Below are 13,983 nucleotides of genomic sequence, written 5' to 3' on the forward strand. Positions count from 1 at the left end.
GAGGAGAACATGTGGCATGACAACGAAACAACCACGGACTACTTGAACTTCGGCGTCGTTGCGGATGCCTGCGCAAAGCTTCTGCAGCAGGCCAACGGCCAGCCCATTTCTATTGGCGTATCCGGCGGCTGGGGCGTTGGGAAATCCTCATTGGTACGCATGGTCGCGTCACGGCTGAACGTCGACGCAGATCCCGACAAGAATACGTACGTGGTGGTCACCTTCAATCCTTGGCTGTATCAGGACTTTGAGGGCGCACGTAGTGCTCTTCTTCAAATGGTCGGTGATGAAGTGTTGCGCCGAGCTGCCGCTGACGAGGGACTGGTGAAGAAAGCCAAAAGGCTTCTTCAGCGCATCAATCTGTTGCGAGTTGTTCAACTCGGGGGCGAAGCGGCGGCAACGATCGCCACAGGCATTCCGATTGGCTTGATTGGACGTGCGCTCGCAAAGTTTGGCTTGAGCGACGAACAGGGAGAGGCTGGCGACGACCGGGCCGAGAAGGATGAGGATTGGGGGGTACTGAAGCCTGCCGAGCCGGTCTCTCTACCAGGCGAAATTCAGGCATTTCGAGACGCACTTGAGGAGCTTCTGGAGGAGCTGAAGATTACCCTTGTCGTGTTCGTGGACGACCTTGATCGTTGTCTCCCGCAGACGGCCATTTCGACACTTGAGTCCATTCGCCTGCTGCTGTTCCTGAAACGCAGTGCGTTTGTTGTCGCTGCCGACAACGAGTTCATCCGAGGTGCTGTGCGAGTGCACTTTGCGGGGACGGGCATCAGCGATGAGGTTGCGACGAACTACTTCGACAAGCTTATCCAGGTCCCGCTGCATGTGCCAAGGCTAGGGGTGAACGAGGCAAAGGCCTACCTGGCGTTGTTGCTGCTGGAGCGGGCCGTTGCTGACGGCCAGTTCGTCGATGGTCAGTTCACTCGCGCGGTTCAGGCCGTCGCTGAACGCCTCAAGACCAGTTGGCGCGGTGATGCGGTGACGCTGGAATTTTTGAAGGGCCTCATCAACCCTCAGAACGCTCACTTGGTCGAGCTGATGGAATTGGCCGAGGGGTTGGCACCGCTGCTCACGAGTTCGAGCAAGGTAAACGCCAATCCGCGCCTGATGAAGCGGTTCCTCAACACTGTCTTTCTCCGGTCAGCCTTGGCCAAGCCTCAGGGGATTGAATTGGACCTCAAGGCTTTGGCCAAATGGCACCTGTTGGAGCGCTGCGACGAAGCCTTGGCAAACGCACTTGCAGGCCGGGTCACTTCCGCGACGGAAGGACGTGTTGATGCCATTCGACTGGCTGAACAGGCCGCCCGAGAAGGTGGAGCCTTGCCTGAGCCCTTCAAGGATGAGTTCTTCCATAGGGAGTGGCTTGGGCTTGCGCCTGCGCTCGGCGAAATGGACCTGCGCCCATTGCTCCACCTGAGCAGGGACTCCGCGATGCGGGACTTCGGTGACGACAGCTTGACGACCGAAGGCCGTGCTTTGCGGGATGCGCTGATGGTTGCGACCAGCGCAAATGAGCCGCTGACACAGGCAATTCGAGCAGCTGGAATGAGTCAGGCTGACGCGGTAATGGCCAAGGTGTGGCAGCTGAAGTCACCAAAGCGAAACTGGCGACAAACCGAAGATGTTGTGCCATTGCTGGAAATCTCCAAGATCTTTCCTGACCTTGGTGCAAAGGCCGCCGCGTTGCTGGCCCAGGCGCCCATCAAGGAGGTCGGTCCAGGGCTCGTCCCTCTCCTTTATGAGCAGACGTGGGCTCGCCCTGTGCTCGATCAGTGGCATGCCTCCGGTGATGCTTCCAGACCGGTCAAGCAAGCCATTGAACAAGCCAGGAAAGGAGCGCGCTGATGGGAACGTCAACATCAAGCAAAGGTGGTGGCTCCCGCTCCCCATTTGATCCTGAGTGGCTGTCGCCGCCCGAAGGCGGCAATGGCGGAGACAGTCCTGCGCCTGGTGATGGCGAAGGCCCTCCTACAGCTGATGCCAACGACGCCAACGCTGACGGGCAGGGCGACGCGGCTGGCGGTGAAGAAGGTGATGTGACCGGGCCTGCACTAGCACCTGATCGCCGTTTTGCACCCGCACGTTCTGGCATGTCGGCATTCCTTGGTGGCGGGGGGCGCGAAGCTTTGCGCAGTGCGACCAAGAGCATGGTCAGCAAGGGAATGGGCGGCCCGCGACGAGCAGCGGCCACCATGAGAGCGACGGCTCAGGGGGCCGGCCAACTGGGGCAATTTCTTGCGTCCGCACGGGATGCCACGGACCCACGAGTTGTCGACTGGGTCCATCGGGTTCGCGCCCAGAACCTTTCAGCAAACGACCTCGTCCTGGAGGTGGTCAAAGAAGTTCTTCCGAACACAGGAAGTGTCGACGAAGAATCCATTCGGAACGCTGCGGCAGAAGCGCTTGGTCAGCTGTATGAGGTAGCCCCTGAAGTCGACATCTTCAATCTGACAGATGCACAAATCGGCGACCTCATCGGCTACATCGTCGCCAACGACCTATGTAATCGCGTTGACCTGCAACTGGGTCAAACATACGAGAAGCTTAAGTTCGACACGCGGCAAATCCAGCTGTATCGGAACGACATCAAGGAATATGTCAACGCGCAAGTCAAGGTGGTTCTTGACCGACAAGGACCACGCGGGATTGACCATCAACGACTTGCCAGTGAAGTCTTGGCCTCAACCCTTGAGGTATTTGTCGAATGAAAGTTCTATGTACAACACCTGACTTCTTGCCTGCGCACCTCGATGCTGGAGAACTCGCATTTACCTACTTCAAGAGCGCCCGACGCCCTGGGGTTGGCACCATCGCGAAAGGATGGCGAGGTTCGTTGAAGCGGCGCGGGTTCGCACCGAGCGCTCAGGTCTGGGACTTCGTTCAGTTCTGCCTAGCAGTTTGCGCCGCCGACTTGGCCTGTCTTCGAAGCACGAGTGCGGATGGCTGGACGCGCGTGATTGAGCTCACTGTCGGCCTGCATGAGCCACTGCGCTGGCTGCCTTTCCAAGAACAACTTGAAGCACTTCTCAAGGTTCTCACTGGCGACTACTGGAAGCTCCATTTCGTAGCTGGCGGAGCAGCGCCACCGGATGGCAGGCCCGTCGCGACTGCGCACGACTGCGTGTCCCTGCTATCAGGCGGCCTCGATAGCCTCATCGGGGGGATAGACCTCGTTGCACAAGGTCGCCGCCCGATGTTTGTGTCGCAGCTGGCCCATGAGGATTCTCAGCGTCAGAGGAATTACGCAGCGCAGCTTGGCGGTGTGGGGTCTCACTGGCAATGGAGCCATGGGATCAGCTTTAGCGGCCAACGTGAGACTTCAACGCGCGCTCGGTCTCTGGCCTTTTACGCGTTCGCGGTGCTGGCTGCCTCGCGGGTTGCCGCCGATCCTGTCCAGGTGTTTGTTCCAGAAAATGGATTCATTTGCATCAATCCGCCTTTGGTGCCAGGACGCGTCTCTAGTTTGAGCACCCGGACCACGCACCCGCAGTTCATCGCAATGTTGCAGAGCGTGTTGGACGGATTGGATGTGCCTGTTCGGCTTGAACTTCCCTATCAGTTCAAAACCAAAGGCCAGATGCTCAACGAGTGTCTCAACCAGCCTCTGCTTCAGCAGTTGGCGGCGGACTCCACGAGTTGCGGCCGTTTTCGCACCTACAACCGAAAGCACTGCGGCCGGTGTGTTCCTTGCATGATTCGCAAAGCCGCTTTTATCGCCTGGGACCCTGCCCGCGATACAACCGAGTACGTACACCGCTCGTTGGCCGACGCGAACAAGACTAGCGGACCTGATGACGCGATGGCTGCAGCCCTTGCCGTACTCACGGCCCGGCAGAAGGGCTTGGACCGATTCCTGGGGGCCTCTCTGGCATTTGCCGAGCCCGCTGCCAGATTGGCATACAGGAACGTACTTGCTAATGGCCTGAATGAGCTTGAAGCCTTGCTACAGAGGGATGGCGTACTGTGATGGATTTCCACTGCCACCTTGACCTCTATCCGAACGCTCGCGAGGTATTCAAGGAAGCTGCGCAAAAGAATGAATTCACATGGCTGGTGACTACCAGCCCAAAGGCCTTTGTTGCGACTGCGCGTGTGCTTACCGGCGCAGCGAATGTACTCGTCACCCCAGGACTTCATCCAGAGATTGCGCACGAGCGTGCCGGCGAGCTCGACCTTCTGTTGACGCAAATGGGCGATGTCACAGCCGTTGGCGAAGTGGGCCTTGATGGCTCGTCTCGCTACCGCAAGAGCTACGATGTTCAGCGCGGCCTATTTGAGGCCATCATTGAACGTAGCTCGGCACTGGGCGGTCGTGTGCTCAGCATTCATTCACGCCAAGCTGTAAATGACGTACTGGCTGTTTTGGATCGACATGCCAGATTTGGAACCGCAGTAATGCACTGGTTCACAGGGACGGTGAAGGAGCTGCGAGCTGCGGAAGAGCGTGGCTGCTGGTTCAGCATCGGGCCGGCGGCATTTGCATCGAGTAGTGGCCGGGCTTTGGCGGCGAAGCTACCGCGGCACTTTGTTGTTCCCGAAAGTGACGGCCCGTTTGCACAGGTCGATGACAAGCCAGTTCCACCCTGGAGCGCAGACCTCACAGCTAGGCACCTAGGACAAGCATGGGGCATTTCCACCCAGGAAGCAGCAATTTTGCTGAGCGAAAACTCTCATCGTCTTTTGAGACTAATACGGCAATACTAATTTCCAGCTTTTAGCATCATTGGCCATGTTGGAGAATTTGGTTTTTTAACACTAATAACTCGTCTGATCTTGGTAGTGATTCAGCGAGTCGACGTTCAAAAGCAAGCGCTTTTTTGCCTTCCTTTAGTAGCCTTCGGCAATGGCTCCATTCAACGACCTGGCCATTGTTGAGGATAGTCAGCATGGTACAGAGCATGGCAAGAGTCATACTTTGCGAAAGATCCGGCAGAAAGTGTTGCACGCCCTCGCTTTCCTCGCGGTGCGACACATCATCTTGGTCGATTTTCTGAAAATCATTGTTGATCTTGCAGGCGACTCCCAGCTTTTCCAATTTCTTCAGAAAGATCGCGCCCTGCAGTCGTAGCAAAAACCGCTCAGATGTGCCAGCGGGCGTCTGACGCATAGCGCCTATCAGGCCATTAATATCAGCAGCCAGCTGTCGCATCAGTTTCTTTTGCTGTTGCAAAGGCATGCTGTGTTGAAAGGCATCATCGAGCAGCAGTTCATCTATTTCCGAAAGCAGTGCAATGCTATTGGCAACCCGGCGATAACTATCGGCCAGTTTTTCGAGCTTGCGTATCCTAGGGCTATGTGTCTCCACCGAACAGTTGTTGGTGCCGAAGAGGGTGAGTTCAGCTAATTCCTCAAAGAAGCTCGACTGAGTTTCTTGTGGCAGCGCCTTGAAATCGCGATGTTGCTGAATTTTTGCAATCAGGCGCTCTCTGAATAGTGAGCGTCCTGCCTCCGTGTCCGGCAGGTATTCACTGTGTTCTACTGACTTCACCTGTGCTCTCCCGCTTCCAGATTTCGAGCTTGTCTGCCCATGCCTGCATCATGTCTCGCCGCTCTTCGAGGTAGGTGGCATGGTTATAGGTGCGGCGTACCGAGTTGGGTTCCGCATGGGCAAGCTGCGCTTCGATGGCGTCGGCGCGATAGCCTATTTCATTCAGCCGGGTGCTGCCCGTGGATCTGGTGCCGTGCGGGCTGTAGGTGCCGCTCCAGCCCAGCACCTTGAGCGCCTGCCGGATCGAATGCACCGACATCGGCCTGTTGCGGTCATCCCTGCCGGGAAATAGGTGCGTCCGATCACCGCTGATGGCGTGCAGGCGGCGCAACATCTCTACGGCCTGCGTTGGCAACGGCACTACATGTTCACGGCGGGCTTTCATGCGCCGGGCTGGGATCGTCCAAAGCGCGGCATCGAGATCGAATTCAGCCCATTCCGCTTCTGCCGCTTCGCTGGGACGCGCCAGTGTCCACCACATCAACTGGATGCAGAAATTGACCTGATAGCCGCAACGGTGGTTGTCGAAGTCGTTGAGCAGCTTGCCGATCTGCGCGGTGGTCAGTGCCGTCTTGTGTTGCGTCTTGTTGGCGGGCAAAGCCTTGCGGACGGGCCAGACGGGATCGTTGTCTGCCCGCAAGGTGGCAACTGCCAGCTCGAAGACACCGGACATGGTGCGCTTGGCTTCCGCAGCGACAGTCGGCGCACCGCGTTTCACGGTCTTGGTAAGGATGTCGAGAACGTGCGCAGGGGTGATGTCGCGCACCGGGAGCTTGCCGATGCTGGGGAAGACCACCCGCTCCAGCATGTCCAGGCGGCGTTTCTTGGTGATGTCCTCCCAGTCCCGCAGAGCCAGCCACTCTTTGGCGACGGTCTCGAAGGTATTGGCGGAATCCTCTTCGCGCTTGAGGCGCTCAAGCTGCCGGTGCTGGACGGGGTTGATGCCCTGCTTGACCAGCTTCCGCGCTTCCTCGCACTTGTCCCGCGCTTCGGCAAGGCTGACGGCAGGGTAGTCGCCCAGCGCGAACCACGACCCCTTGCCGCCCAGCTTGAAGCGGTAGCGCCAAGCCTTCACCCCATTGGGCTTCACTTCAAGGTAAAGGCCGCGAAGGTCATTCAGGCGGTAGAGCTGCTCCTTCGGTTTGGCAGCACGGCAGTGAGCATCTGTAAGCATGGTGTCACGGGGTCGGCAAGAAGGGGTGATGGATGGATCATATACACCTTATTTTGCTAGGTCTAATTTTCGTATACACCTACGTAGTCACTTTCCGCGGGCAAGGCCGGGCGATCTCATGCAACCCATGGAAACGAAGAACCCCGGATTTTCCGGGGTTCTGTCGCTGCTTCAGGGCTTCAAAGTAATCTTGTGAAATCCTGAGAAATGGCTTGTTTGGGTCAGACGTTGAAGCGGAAATGCATCACGTCGCCGTCCTTGACGATGTACTCCTTGCCTTCCAGGCGCCATTTGCCCGCTTCCTTGGCGCCGGCTTCGCCCTTGTAGGCGATGAAGTCGTCATAGGCGATGACTTCGGCGCGGATGAAGCCTTTCTCGAAGTCGGTGTGGATCACGGCGGCGGCCTGCGGAGCCGTGGCGCCGACCTTGACGGTCCAGGCGCGGACTTCCTTGACCCCGGCGGTGAAGTACGTCTGCAGGTTGAGCAGCTCGTAACCGGCACGGATCACGCGGTTCAGGCCCGGCTCGTCCATGCCCATGGTCTCGAGGAACATCTGCATCTCTTCCAGATCGTCCAGTTCGGCGATCTCGGCCTCGATCTTGTTGCACACCGGCACGACGATGGCGCCTTCTTCCTCGGCGATGGCGTTGACCACGTCCAGGTGCGGGTTGTTCTCGAAGCCGTCCTCGGCGACGTTGGCGATGTACATCACCGGCTTGGTGGTCAGCAGGTGGAAGGACTTGGCCAGGCGCTTCTCTTCGTCGCTGAAGTTCTTCAGCAGGGAGCGGGCCGGCTTGCCCTCGGTCAGGTGCGGGATCAGCTTTTCCAGCAGCGCCTTCTGCGCCACTGCTTCCTTGTCGCCGCCCTTGGCGGTGCGGGCGACGCGCTGCAGCTGCTTCTCGCAGCTGTCGAGGTCAGCCATGATCAGTTCGAGGTCGATGATCTCGATGTCGCGCTTGGGGTCGACGCTGTTGGCGACGTGGATGACGTTCTCGTCTTCGAAGCAGCGCACCACGTGGGCAATGGCGTCGGTCTCGCGGATGTTGGCGAGGAACTTGTTGCCCAGGCCTTCACCCTTGGAGGCACCGGCGACCAGGCCGGCGATATCGACGAACTCCATGGTGGTCGGGATTACCCGCTCCGGCTTGACGATGGCGGCCAGCGCGTCGAGGCGTGGATCGGGCATCGGCACGATGCCGCTGTTCGGCTCGATGGTGCAGAACGGAAAGTTCTCCGCTGCGATGCCGGACTTGGTCAGCGCGTTGAACAGGGTGGATTTGCCGACGTTGGGCAGACCGACGATGCCGCAGTTGAATCCCATGGTGATCTTGCCTCGGAGTTAGGTTCAGGCCTTCTGGCTGTGCAGGCGCTGCATGGCGCGCGTCCAGTCGCCGGCCAGGATTTCCGGCACGATGTCCAGCGCGAAATCGATGCTGGCGTCGAGCTTTTCGCGCTCGGCCTGCGGCGCGCGACCGAGCACGTAACCGCTGACCAGGCTGGCGTGGCCGGGGTGGCCGATGCCCAGGCGCAGGCGGTAAAAGCCGTTCTGGTTGCCGAGCTTGGCGATGATGTCGCGTAGCCCGTTGTGCCCGCCATGGCCGCCACCGAGCTTGAGCTTGGCAACGCCGGGGGGCATGTCGAGTTCATCGTGGGCGACCAGGATGGACTCGGGAGGAATACGGTAGAAGCCAGCCAATGCCGCCACCGCCTGACCGCTGCGGTTCATGTAGGTGGTGGGAATCAGCAGGCGAATGTCTTCGCCGCGGTGGCTGAACTTGCCGACCAGGCCGAAGTACTTCTTGTCGGCACCCAGGTGCACGCCCTCGCGGGCCGCCAGGCGCTCAACGAAAAGGGCCCCCGCGTTATGCCGGGTCTGGTCGTATTCAGGGCCTGGATTACCCAGGCCGACGATCAGTTTCACGGCAGTCACGACAGGGGCCCTTCCTCAGGCGTGCGCGAGATTACTCGGCAGCGCCTTCTTCCTTGGTGTCATCCTTGTTCACGCGCGGAGCATGAACGTTGGCAACCGGCAGGTCGCTGCCGTGGGCCAGGGAAACCAGCTCGACACCCTTCGGCAGCTTGAGATCGGTCATGTGCAGGACCTGGCCGACTTCGACGTTGGCCATGTCGACTTCGATGAACTCAGGCAGATCCTGCGGCAGGCAGGACACTTCCACTTCGTTGATGTTGTGCAGGATTTCGCCACCCTGCTGCTTCACGCCCACGGAGCTTTCCTGGTTGATGAAGTGCAGCGGAACGGTAGCGGTCAGCTTCTGGCCGGCAACGACGCGAACGAAGTCGGCGTGCAGGACGAAGCTCTTGGCCGGATGACGCTGCAGTGCCTTGATCAGCACGGACTCGTTCTGGCCGTCGACGTTCAGGCTCAGCACGTGGCTGAACGACGCTTCGTTTTCCAGCAGCTTGGCCAGCTCTTTGGCGAGGATGCTGATGGACAGCGGGGCCTTGTCGCCGCCATAGATCACGGCGGGAACCAGGCTGGCGTTACGACGCAGGCGGCGGCTCGCACCTTTCCCCAGGTCGGAACGCACTTGGGCATTCAGGGTGAAATCGGTCATTTCAGTTCTCCAGTAACAACAGGTCCCGTGGCGCTTGCGACCAGCGCGCGGGCTGTTGGGCAAAAAGCCCCGCGGATGCGGGGCACATACATCGGTGCGCGCTCCGCCTCAGCGGAACATCGCACTGATCGATTCGGCGTTGCTGATGCGGCGGACCGCTTCGGCCACCACTGGCGCGATGTCCAGCTGGCGAATGCGGGTGCAGGCTTGCGCGGCGGCAGACAGCGGAATGGTGTTGGTGACCACCAGTTCGTCGAGCACCGAGCCCTCGATATTTTCGATGGCGCGACCGGACAGGATCGGGTGGGTGCAGTAGGCGTAGACCTTTGCCGCCCCGTGCTCCTTGAGCGCCTTGGCGGCGTGGCACAGGGTGCCGGCGGTATCGACCATGTCGTCGACCAGGATGCAGGTACGACCGTCGACGTCACCGATGATGTGCATGACTTCGGACTGGTTGGCCTTCGGTCGACGCTTGTCGATGATTGCCAGATCCACGCCGAGCGACTTGGCCACGGCACGGGCACGGACCACGCCGCCGATGTCGGGCGAGACCACCAGCAGATTCTCGAAGCGCTGGGCCTGGATGTCGTCCACCAGCACCGGCGAGCCGTAGATGTTGTCCACCGGCATGTCGAAGAAACCCTGGATCTGGTCGGCGTGCAGGTCGACGGTCAGTACGCGGTTGACTCCGACGACGTCGAGCATGTCGGCGACGACCTTGGCGCTGATCGGTACGCGGGCCGAACGCGGGCGGCGATCCTGGCGCGCATAACCGAAGTAGGGCACGACAGCCGTGATGCGAGTCGCCGAGGAGCGGCGGAAGGCATCGGCCATGACCACCAGTTCCATCAGGTTATCGTTTGTCGGCGCGCAGGTCGGCTGGATGAGAAAGACATCCTTGCCGCGAACGTTTTCGTTGATCTCTACGCTGATCTCGCCGTCGGAGAACTTTCCGACATAGGCATCACCGAGGGGAATATGCAGCTGACGCACGACGCGCCGTGCCAGGTCGGGGTTGGCGTTCCCCGTGAAGACCATCATCTTGGACACGCGCAGTACCTGCCTGAGGGTGGGTCCGATGAATAAAAAGCTGTTCAAAAGGCGAGCTCTTGAACAGCTTCGGGAATATGGCAGGGGCGGCTGGATTCGAACCAACGCATGGCAGGATCAAAACCTGCTGCCTTACCGCTTGGCGACGCCCCTGTGATGTCAACTGGATGCGCTGCAGCTGTACGTTTCCCGAAGGGGTTAATGGCAGGGGCGGCTGGATTCGAACCAACGCATGGCAGGATCAAAACCTGCTGCCTTACCGCTTGGCGACGCCCCTGTAACGTACAACCGGATGCTAGGCATCCCCTTCCTGCTCCAATTTCTCGAGCATGCGGTGCAGCATCGAAACGTTGCTGCCTCGCGCCACGAAGCTTGGCAAAGTGGCTGGAAGTTGGCGGCGGACTTTATCAGCCTCGCCTTCGTTTGGGAAGCTCCCAAACACACAAGCTCCAGTGCCAGTCATCCGAGCCGGAACGAATTTGTTCAATAGGCTCAACGCGTTACGCACCTGGGGGTAACGCTTCTCGACGACCGGCTGGCAGTCGTTATGACCACCCCCTGCAAGAAGGCTGCGAACTGTAATTGGCGGGGTATTACGTGTCAACTCCGGGTCGGAAAAAATTTCTGCTGTACTAACAGAGACTTGCGGTACGGCGACGAGATACCACGGCTCCGGCAGCTCAACGGGCTGCAGGCGCTCGCCGACCCCTTCGGCGAATGCCGCATGGCCCCGTACGAAGACCGGCACGTCGGCGCCAAGCGAAAGGCCCAGTTGCGCGAGGCGATCCAGGTCGAGCCCCAGATTCCAGAGCCGATTCAGGCCGAGCAGGGTGGTCGCGGCATCGGAGCTGCCGCCACCGATACCGCCGCCCATGGGCAGGCGCTTGACGAGGGTGATGTCGGCGCCCGGTACATCATCACCTTGCTGCTGAAGGAGACGGGCGGCGCGGACGATCAGGTTGCTCTCGTGATCGACGCCCGGCAGGTCACTGAGCAGTCGAATCTGGCCATCTTCGCGTCTGGCGAAGGTCAGTTCGTCGCCATGGTCGAGGAATTGGAACAGCGTCTGCAGTTCGTGATAGCCGTCCTCGCGCCGGCCGAGGACGTGCAACATCAGGTTCAGCTTTGCCGGCGCCGGGAGGGTGAGGGGCGTCGGCATCAGCGGCCCAACTGGCGCGGCTGCCAGTCCTTTATGACCAGTGTGACCTGCAGGTCGCGGCCCTCGAGGCGTATGCGCTCGGGCAGTGCGTAGCCGTCCTCGTTGCGGTAGGCGAGGTAGTTGACCTGCCAACCATCCTGCTCCAGGCGCGCCAGGCGGCTCGCGCCGTCCAGGCTCAGGCGGCTGCGGCTGTCCGGTGCGGGCAGGCCGCGAACCCACCAAAGCAGGTTGGAAACCGGCAGCTGCCAGCCCAGCTGGCGTTCGACCAGTGCTTCGGGCGAGTCGGCCTGATAGCGACCCTGGCCGGCGATCTCCAGGGTCACGGCATCCGGCCGTCCGGTCAGGCGGGTGGCGCCACGACCGAGCGGGCCGGACAGACGAATATCGAAGTAGTCCTGACGTTGTAGCCAGAACAGGGTGCCGCTGCCTGAGTCCTGCGGGGCGCGAATACCGATCTTGCCGCTGATCTGCCAGCCATCGATCCTGGCGATCTGGGCCTTGTGGTGACGCCAGTCCGCCGTATTGCCGGCGCCCTCGACGGATTCGCGCGGGCCGATGCCGGCGCAACCGGCGAGCAGGAGGCTGAGAAGCGCGGGCAGCAGGTAGCGAAACAGGGGCATGGGTCAGGGCTTCTCCGAATCGGTCAGGCGCTGGATGGTGTCGCGCAGGATCTGGCTGTCGGGCTGCTTTTTCAGAGCTTCGCTCCAGAGCTTGCGGGCTTGCTGGTGCTTGCCGCGCGCCCAGAGCACCTCGCCGAGGTGGGCGGCTACTTCGTGGTCCTGGAATTCGGCATAGGCACGACGCAGCAGGCGCTCGGCTTCGTCCAGGTTGCCGAGGCGATAGTTGACCCAGCCGAGGCTGTCGAGGATGGCGGGGTCGTCAGGGTTGATCTGGTAGGCCTGCTCGATCAGGCGCCGCGCTTCCTCATGGCGGTCGGTGCGATCGGCGAGGGTGTAGCCCAGCGCATTGAGCGCCATCGCATTATCCGGCTCGCGTTCGATGATCGCCCGCAGGTCGCGTTCGAGCCCGGCCAGGTCGCCGCGCTTTTCCGCCAGCATCGCACGGGTATAGAGCAGGTTCAGATCGTCCGGGTAGGCCTCCAGGGCGTGCTCGACAAGCGTCCAGGCCTGTTCGACCCGGTCATGCTCGGAGAGTGCTTCGATTTCGATCAGGTAGAGCTGGATCGCATAGTCGGGCTGCTCGTCCCGGGCCTTGGCGAGTACGGTCGAGGCCTCGCGGTCGCGCTTGGCGCCAAACAGCAGCTGCGCCTGCAACAGCTTGGCCGGCAGGTATTCATTGCCCGGGCCGACCTGCTCGAAGGCTGCGAGTGCCTTGGTCGTGCGCCCCAGTGCCTGATAGGCCCGGCCCAGGTTGAACTGTGCGGCATCCACATGGCTGCCACGCTCGACCAGCTCTTCGAGGTAGACGATGGCCTCGCGCCAGGCTTCGGCTTCCATGCAGACCAGTGCCATGGAGAAGCGCAGGTCATCGTCGGTGGGGTTCTGCTGCACGAGGGTGGCGAATTCGCCCATTGCCGCTTCCAGGCGATTCTGCTCGACCAGCAGCCGTGCGTAGGTCAGGCGCAGGCGCTTGTCTTCGGGGTACTGTTCGAGCGCCCGCTCGAGCACGGCCAGGGCCTCCTTGCTGCGGTCCAGGCTCTGCAGCAGGCGGGCGCGCAGCAGTATCGACGGGACCTGTTGCTGCTCGCTGGTTTGCTGTTCAAGCAGGCTCAGCGCCTCCTCCTGGCGACCGTCCTGCTGGAGCAGTACGGCTTTGCCGAACGCGAGCTGCTCGTTGCCAGGGTTGCGCGCCAGCAGGCGATCGAAGCTCTGTAGCAGCCCGGCCCGTGTGTCCGGGTCGCTTTCGGCAGCCGACAGGGCAAGGAAGTCGAAATGAGTGCTGCCCTGGCCCTGCAGCACCTTTTCCATGAAGCCCATGGATTCTTCATAGCGCCCGGCGCGGGCCAGCTGGATGGCGGCGGCCCGCTGCGCGTCGAGATTCTCCGGTGCGTTGCGCGCCCAGACGAGGGCGGTGTCCAGCGCCGCCTGATCGGCTCCCAGGTATTCGGCTATACGAAACGCCCGCTCGGCGACGCCTGCATCCTGTGTCGCATGCGCCTGCTGGACGTAGTTACCCAGCGCGATGTCGAAGCGGTTGCGCTGGCCTGCCAGCTCGGCCACCAGAAGCGCATACAGCGTGTCTTCGCTGAACGAGCCCGCAGCGGCCTGTGAAGAGCGGGCCGGGCCTGGCTCGGACTGCTCCTGCACCGGCGGGCCGCTTTGCGGCTCGTCGTGGAGTAGCGTCTGGCAGCCGCCGAGAAACAGCAGGGCAGAGAGGGCGAGGAGTCTATTCATAGGTGCGGGGGCGGCTTTAATGCGGTCGCGGCATGATGACACAAGCGACAGGGCAAGCACATGGGGCGGCACGGGGCGGCCCGAGCGCGCAGTACGCAGCGTTCGACAATCCCGGACACAGGTTGTTCTGGCTCGGGCGAAGTAGGAGAATTGCGCGCTCCGTTTTCTGATCAGC

The 13,983-nt window shown here is 61.0% G+C and carries 13 protein-coding genes and 2 tRNA genes; 4 read left to right on the forward strand and 11 right to left on the reverse strand.

Translation table 11 applies throughout. From position 1 onward, the window contains the following. Positions 1-9: 9 nt before the first annotated feature. Genes CL52_RS04985 through qatD form a run of 4 tightly spaced genes read left to right on the forward strand, consistent with a single transcriptional unit; the run spans position 10 to position 4,710 of the window. On the forward strand, positions 10-1,851 hold the full coding sequence (locus CL52_RS04985) for a KAP family P-loop NTPase fold protein (protein ID WP_043218897.1): 1,842 nt from the start codon (positions 10-12) through the stop codon (positions 1,849-1,851). Then, positions 1,851-2,714: a Qat anti-phage system associated protein QatB gene (locus tag CL52_RS04990; RefSeq protein ID WP_043218899.1), complete on the forward strand. Its 864-nt coding sequence runs from the start codon at positions 1,851-1,853 to the stop codon at positions 2,712-2,714. The genes CL52_RS04985 and CL52_RS04990 overlap by 1 nt, the downstream gene beginning before the upstream one ends. After that, positions 2,711-3,973 (forward strand): Qat anti-phage system QueC-like protein QatC, encoded by a 1,263-nt coding sequence (gene qatC / locus CL52_RS04995; protein WP_043218901.1) that lies wholly within the window; start codon positions 2,711-2,713, stop codon positions 3,971-3,973. The genes CL52_RS04990 and qatC overlap by 4 nt, the downstream gene beginning before the upstream one ends. Further along, positions 3,973-4,710 (forward strand): Qat anti-phage system TatD family nuclease QatD, encoded by a 738-nt coding sequence (gene qatD / locus CL52_RS20565; protein ID WP_073651910.1) that lies wholly within the window; start codon positions 3,973-3,975, stop codon positions 4,708-4,710. Before qatC ends, qatD begins: the two co-directional genes overlap by 1 nt. Before the next feature lie 16 nt (positions 4,711-4,726). Here the strand turns inward: qatD and CL52_RS20570 are convergent, their stop codons facing one another. The 11 genes from CL52_RS20570 to CL52_RS05050 form a co-directional block, all read right to left on the reverse strand. Beyond that, positions 4,727-5,494 carry a hypothetical protein gene (locus CL52_RS20570; RefSeq protein ID WP_185833527.1) on the reverse strand — a complete coding sequence of 256 codons (768 nt, stop codon included), beginning with the start codon at positions 5,492-5,494 and terminating at the stop codon, positions 4,727-4,729. Continuing rightward, positions 5,472-6,668, reverse strand: a complete 1,197-nt coding sequence (locus CL52_RS05005; RefSeq protein WP_043218905.1) for a tyrosine-type recombinase/integrase — start codon at positions 6,666-6,668, stop codon at positions 5,472-5,474. The genes CL52_RS20570 and CL52_RS05005 overlap by 23 nt, the downstream gene beginning before the upstream one ends. Before the next feature lie 221 nt (positions 6,669-6,889). Next, positions 6,890-7,990 (reverse strand): redox-regulated ATPase YchF, encoded by a 1,101-nt coding sequence (ychF, locus tag CL52_RS05010; RefSeq protein WP_043218907.1) that lies wholly within the window; start codon positions 7,988-7,990, stop codon positions 6,890-6,892. Positions 7,991-8,014: 24 nt separating this feature from the next. Next, complete coding sequence (gene pth / locus CL52_RS05015; protein ID WP_041107494.1) at positions 8,015-8,599, reverse strand: aminoacyl-tRNA hydrolase; 585 nt, start codon at positions 8,597-8,599, stop codon at positions 8,015-8,017. 31 nt (positions 8,600-8,630) lie between these two features. Continuing rightward, positions 8,631-9,245: a 50S ribosomal protein L25/general stress protein Ctc gene (locus CL52_RS05020; RefSeq protein WP_041107491.1), complete on the reverse strand. Its 615-nt coding sequence runs from the start codon at positions 9,243-9,245 to the stop codon at positions 8,631-8,633. Between the two features lie 108 nt (positions 9,246-9,353). Beyond that, a complete protein-coding gene (locus tag CL52_RS05025) occupies positions 9,354-10,295 on the reverse strand; it encodes a ribose-phosphate pyrophosphokinase (RefSeq protein ID WP_041107585.1) in 942 nt (313 codons plus the stop codon). A gap of 78 nt (positions 10,296-10,373) precedes the next feature. After that, positions 10,374-10,448, reverse strand: a tRNA-Gln gene (locus CL52_RS05030). Positions 10,449-10,497: 49 nt separating this feature from the next. Then, positions 10,498-10,572, reverse strand: a tRNA-Gln gene (locus CL52_RS05035). Positions 10,573-10,590: 18 nt separating this feature from the next. Then, positions 10,591-11,454 (reverse strand): 4-(cytidine 5'-diphospho)-2-C-methyl-D-erythritol kinase, encoded by an 864-nt coding sequence (gene ispE, locus CL52_RS05040; protein ID WP_043218908.1) that lies wholly within the window; start codon positions 11,452-11,454, stop codon positions 10,591-10,593. Next, on the reverse strand, positions 11,454-12,074 hold the full coding sequence (lolB, locus tag CL52_RS05045; protein ID WP_043218909.1) for a lipoprotein insertase outer membrane protein LolB: 621 nt from the start codon (positions 12,072-12,074) through the stop codon (positions 11,454-11,456). The genes ispE and lolB overlap by 1 nt, the downstream gene beginning before the upstream one ends. A 3-nt stretch (positions 12,075-12,077) precedes the next feature. After that, positions 12,078-13,808: a tetratricopeptide repeat protein gene (locus tag CL52_RS05050; RefSeq protein WP_043218913.1), complete on the reverse strand. Its 1,731-nt coding sequence runs from the start codon at positions 13,806-13,808 to the stop codon at positions 12,078-12,080. Between the last annotated feature and the right edge of the window lie 175 nt (positions 13,809-13,983).

The sequence above is a fragment of the Stutzerimonas balearica DSM 6083 genome, assembly GCF_000818015.1.
GTDB lineage: Bacteria > Pseudomonadota > Gammaproteobacteria > Pseudomonadales > Pseudomonadaceae > Stutzerimonas > Stutzerimonas balearica.

What these genes read in the sequence shown, in the direction of transcription:
- CL52_RS04985 (WP_043218897.1), top strand. Translation starts at nt 10, where the DNA reads ATGTGGCATGACAACGAAACAACCACGGACTACTTGAACTTCGGCGTC.
- CL52_RS04990 (WP_043218899.1), top strand. Translation starts at nt 1,851, where the DNA reads ATGGGAACGTCAACATCAAGCAAAGGTGGTGGCTCCCGCTCCCCATTT.
- qatC (WP_043218901.1), top strand. Translation starts at nt 2,711, where the DNA reads ATGAAAGTTCTATGTACAACACCTGACTTCTTGCCTGCGCACCTCGAT.
- qatD (WP_073651910.1), top strand. Translation starts at nt 3,973, where the DNA reads ATGGATTTCCACTGCCACCTTGACCTCTATCCGAACGCTCGCGAGGTA.
- CL52_RS05005 (WP_043218905.1), bottom strand. Translation starts at nt 6,668, where the DNA reads ATGCTTACAGATGCTCACTGCCGTGCTGCCAAACCGAAGGAGCAGCTC.
- ychF (WP_043218907.1), bottom strand. Translation starts at nt 7,990, where the DNA reads ATGGGATTCAACTGCGGCATCGTCGGTCTGCCCAACGTCGGCAAATCC.
- CL52_RS05020 (WP_041107491.1), bottom strand. Translation starts at nt 9,245, where the DNA reads ATGACCGATTTCACCCTGAATGCCCAAGTGCGTTCCGACCTGGGGAAA.
- ispE (WP_043218908.1), bottom strand. Translation starts at nt 11,454, where the DNA reads ATGCCGACGCCCCTCACCCTCCCGGCGCCGGCAAAGCTGAACCTGATG.
- lolB (WP_043218909.1), bottom strand. Translation starts at nt 12,074, where the DNA reads ATGCCCCTGTTTCGCTACCTGCTGCCCGCGCTTCTCAGCCTCCTGCTC.
- CL52_RS05050 (WP_043218913.1), bottom strand. Translation starts at nt 13,808, where the DNA reads ATGAATAGACTCCTCGCCCTCTCTGCCCTGCTGTTTCTCGGCGGCTGC.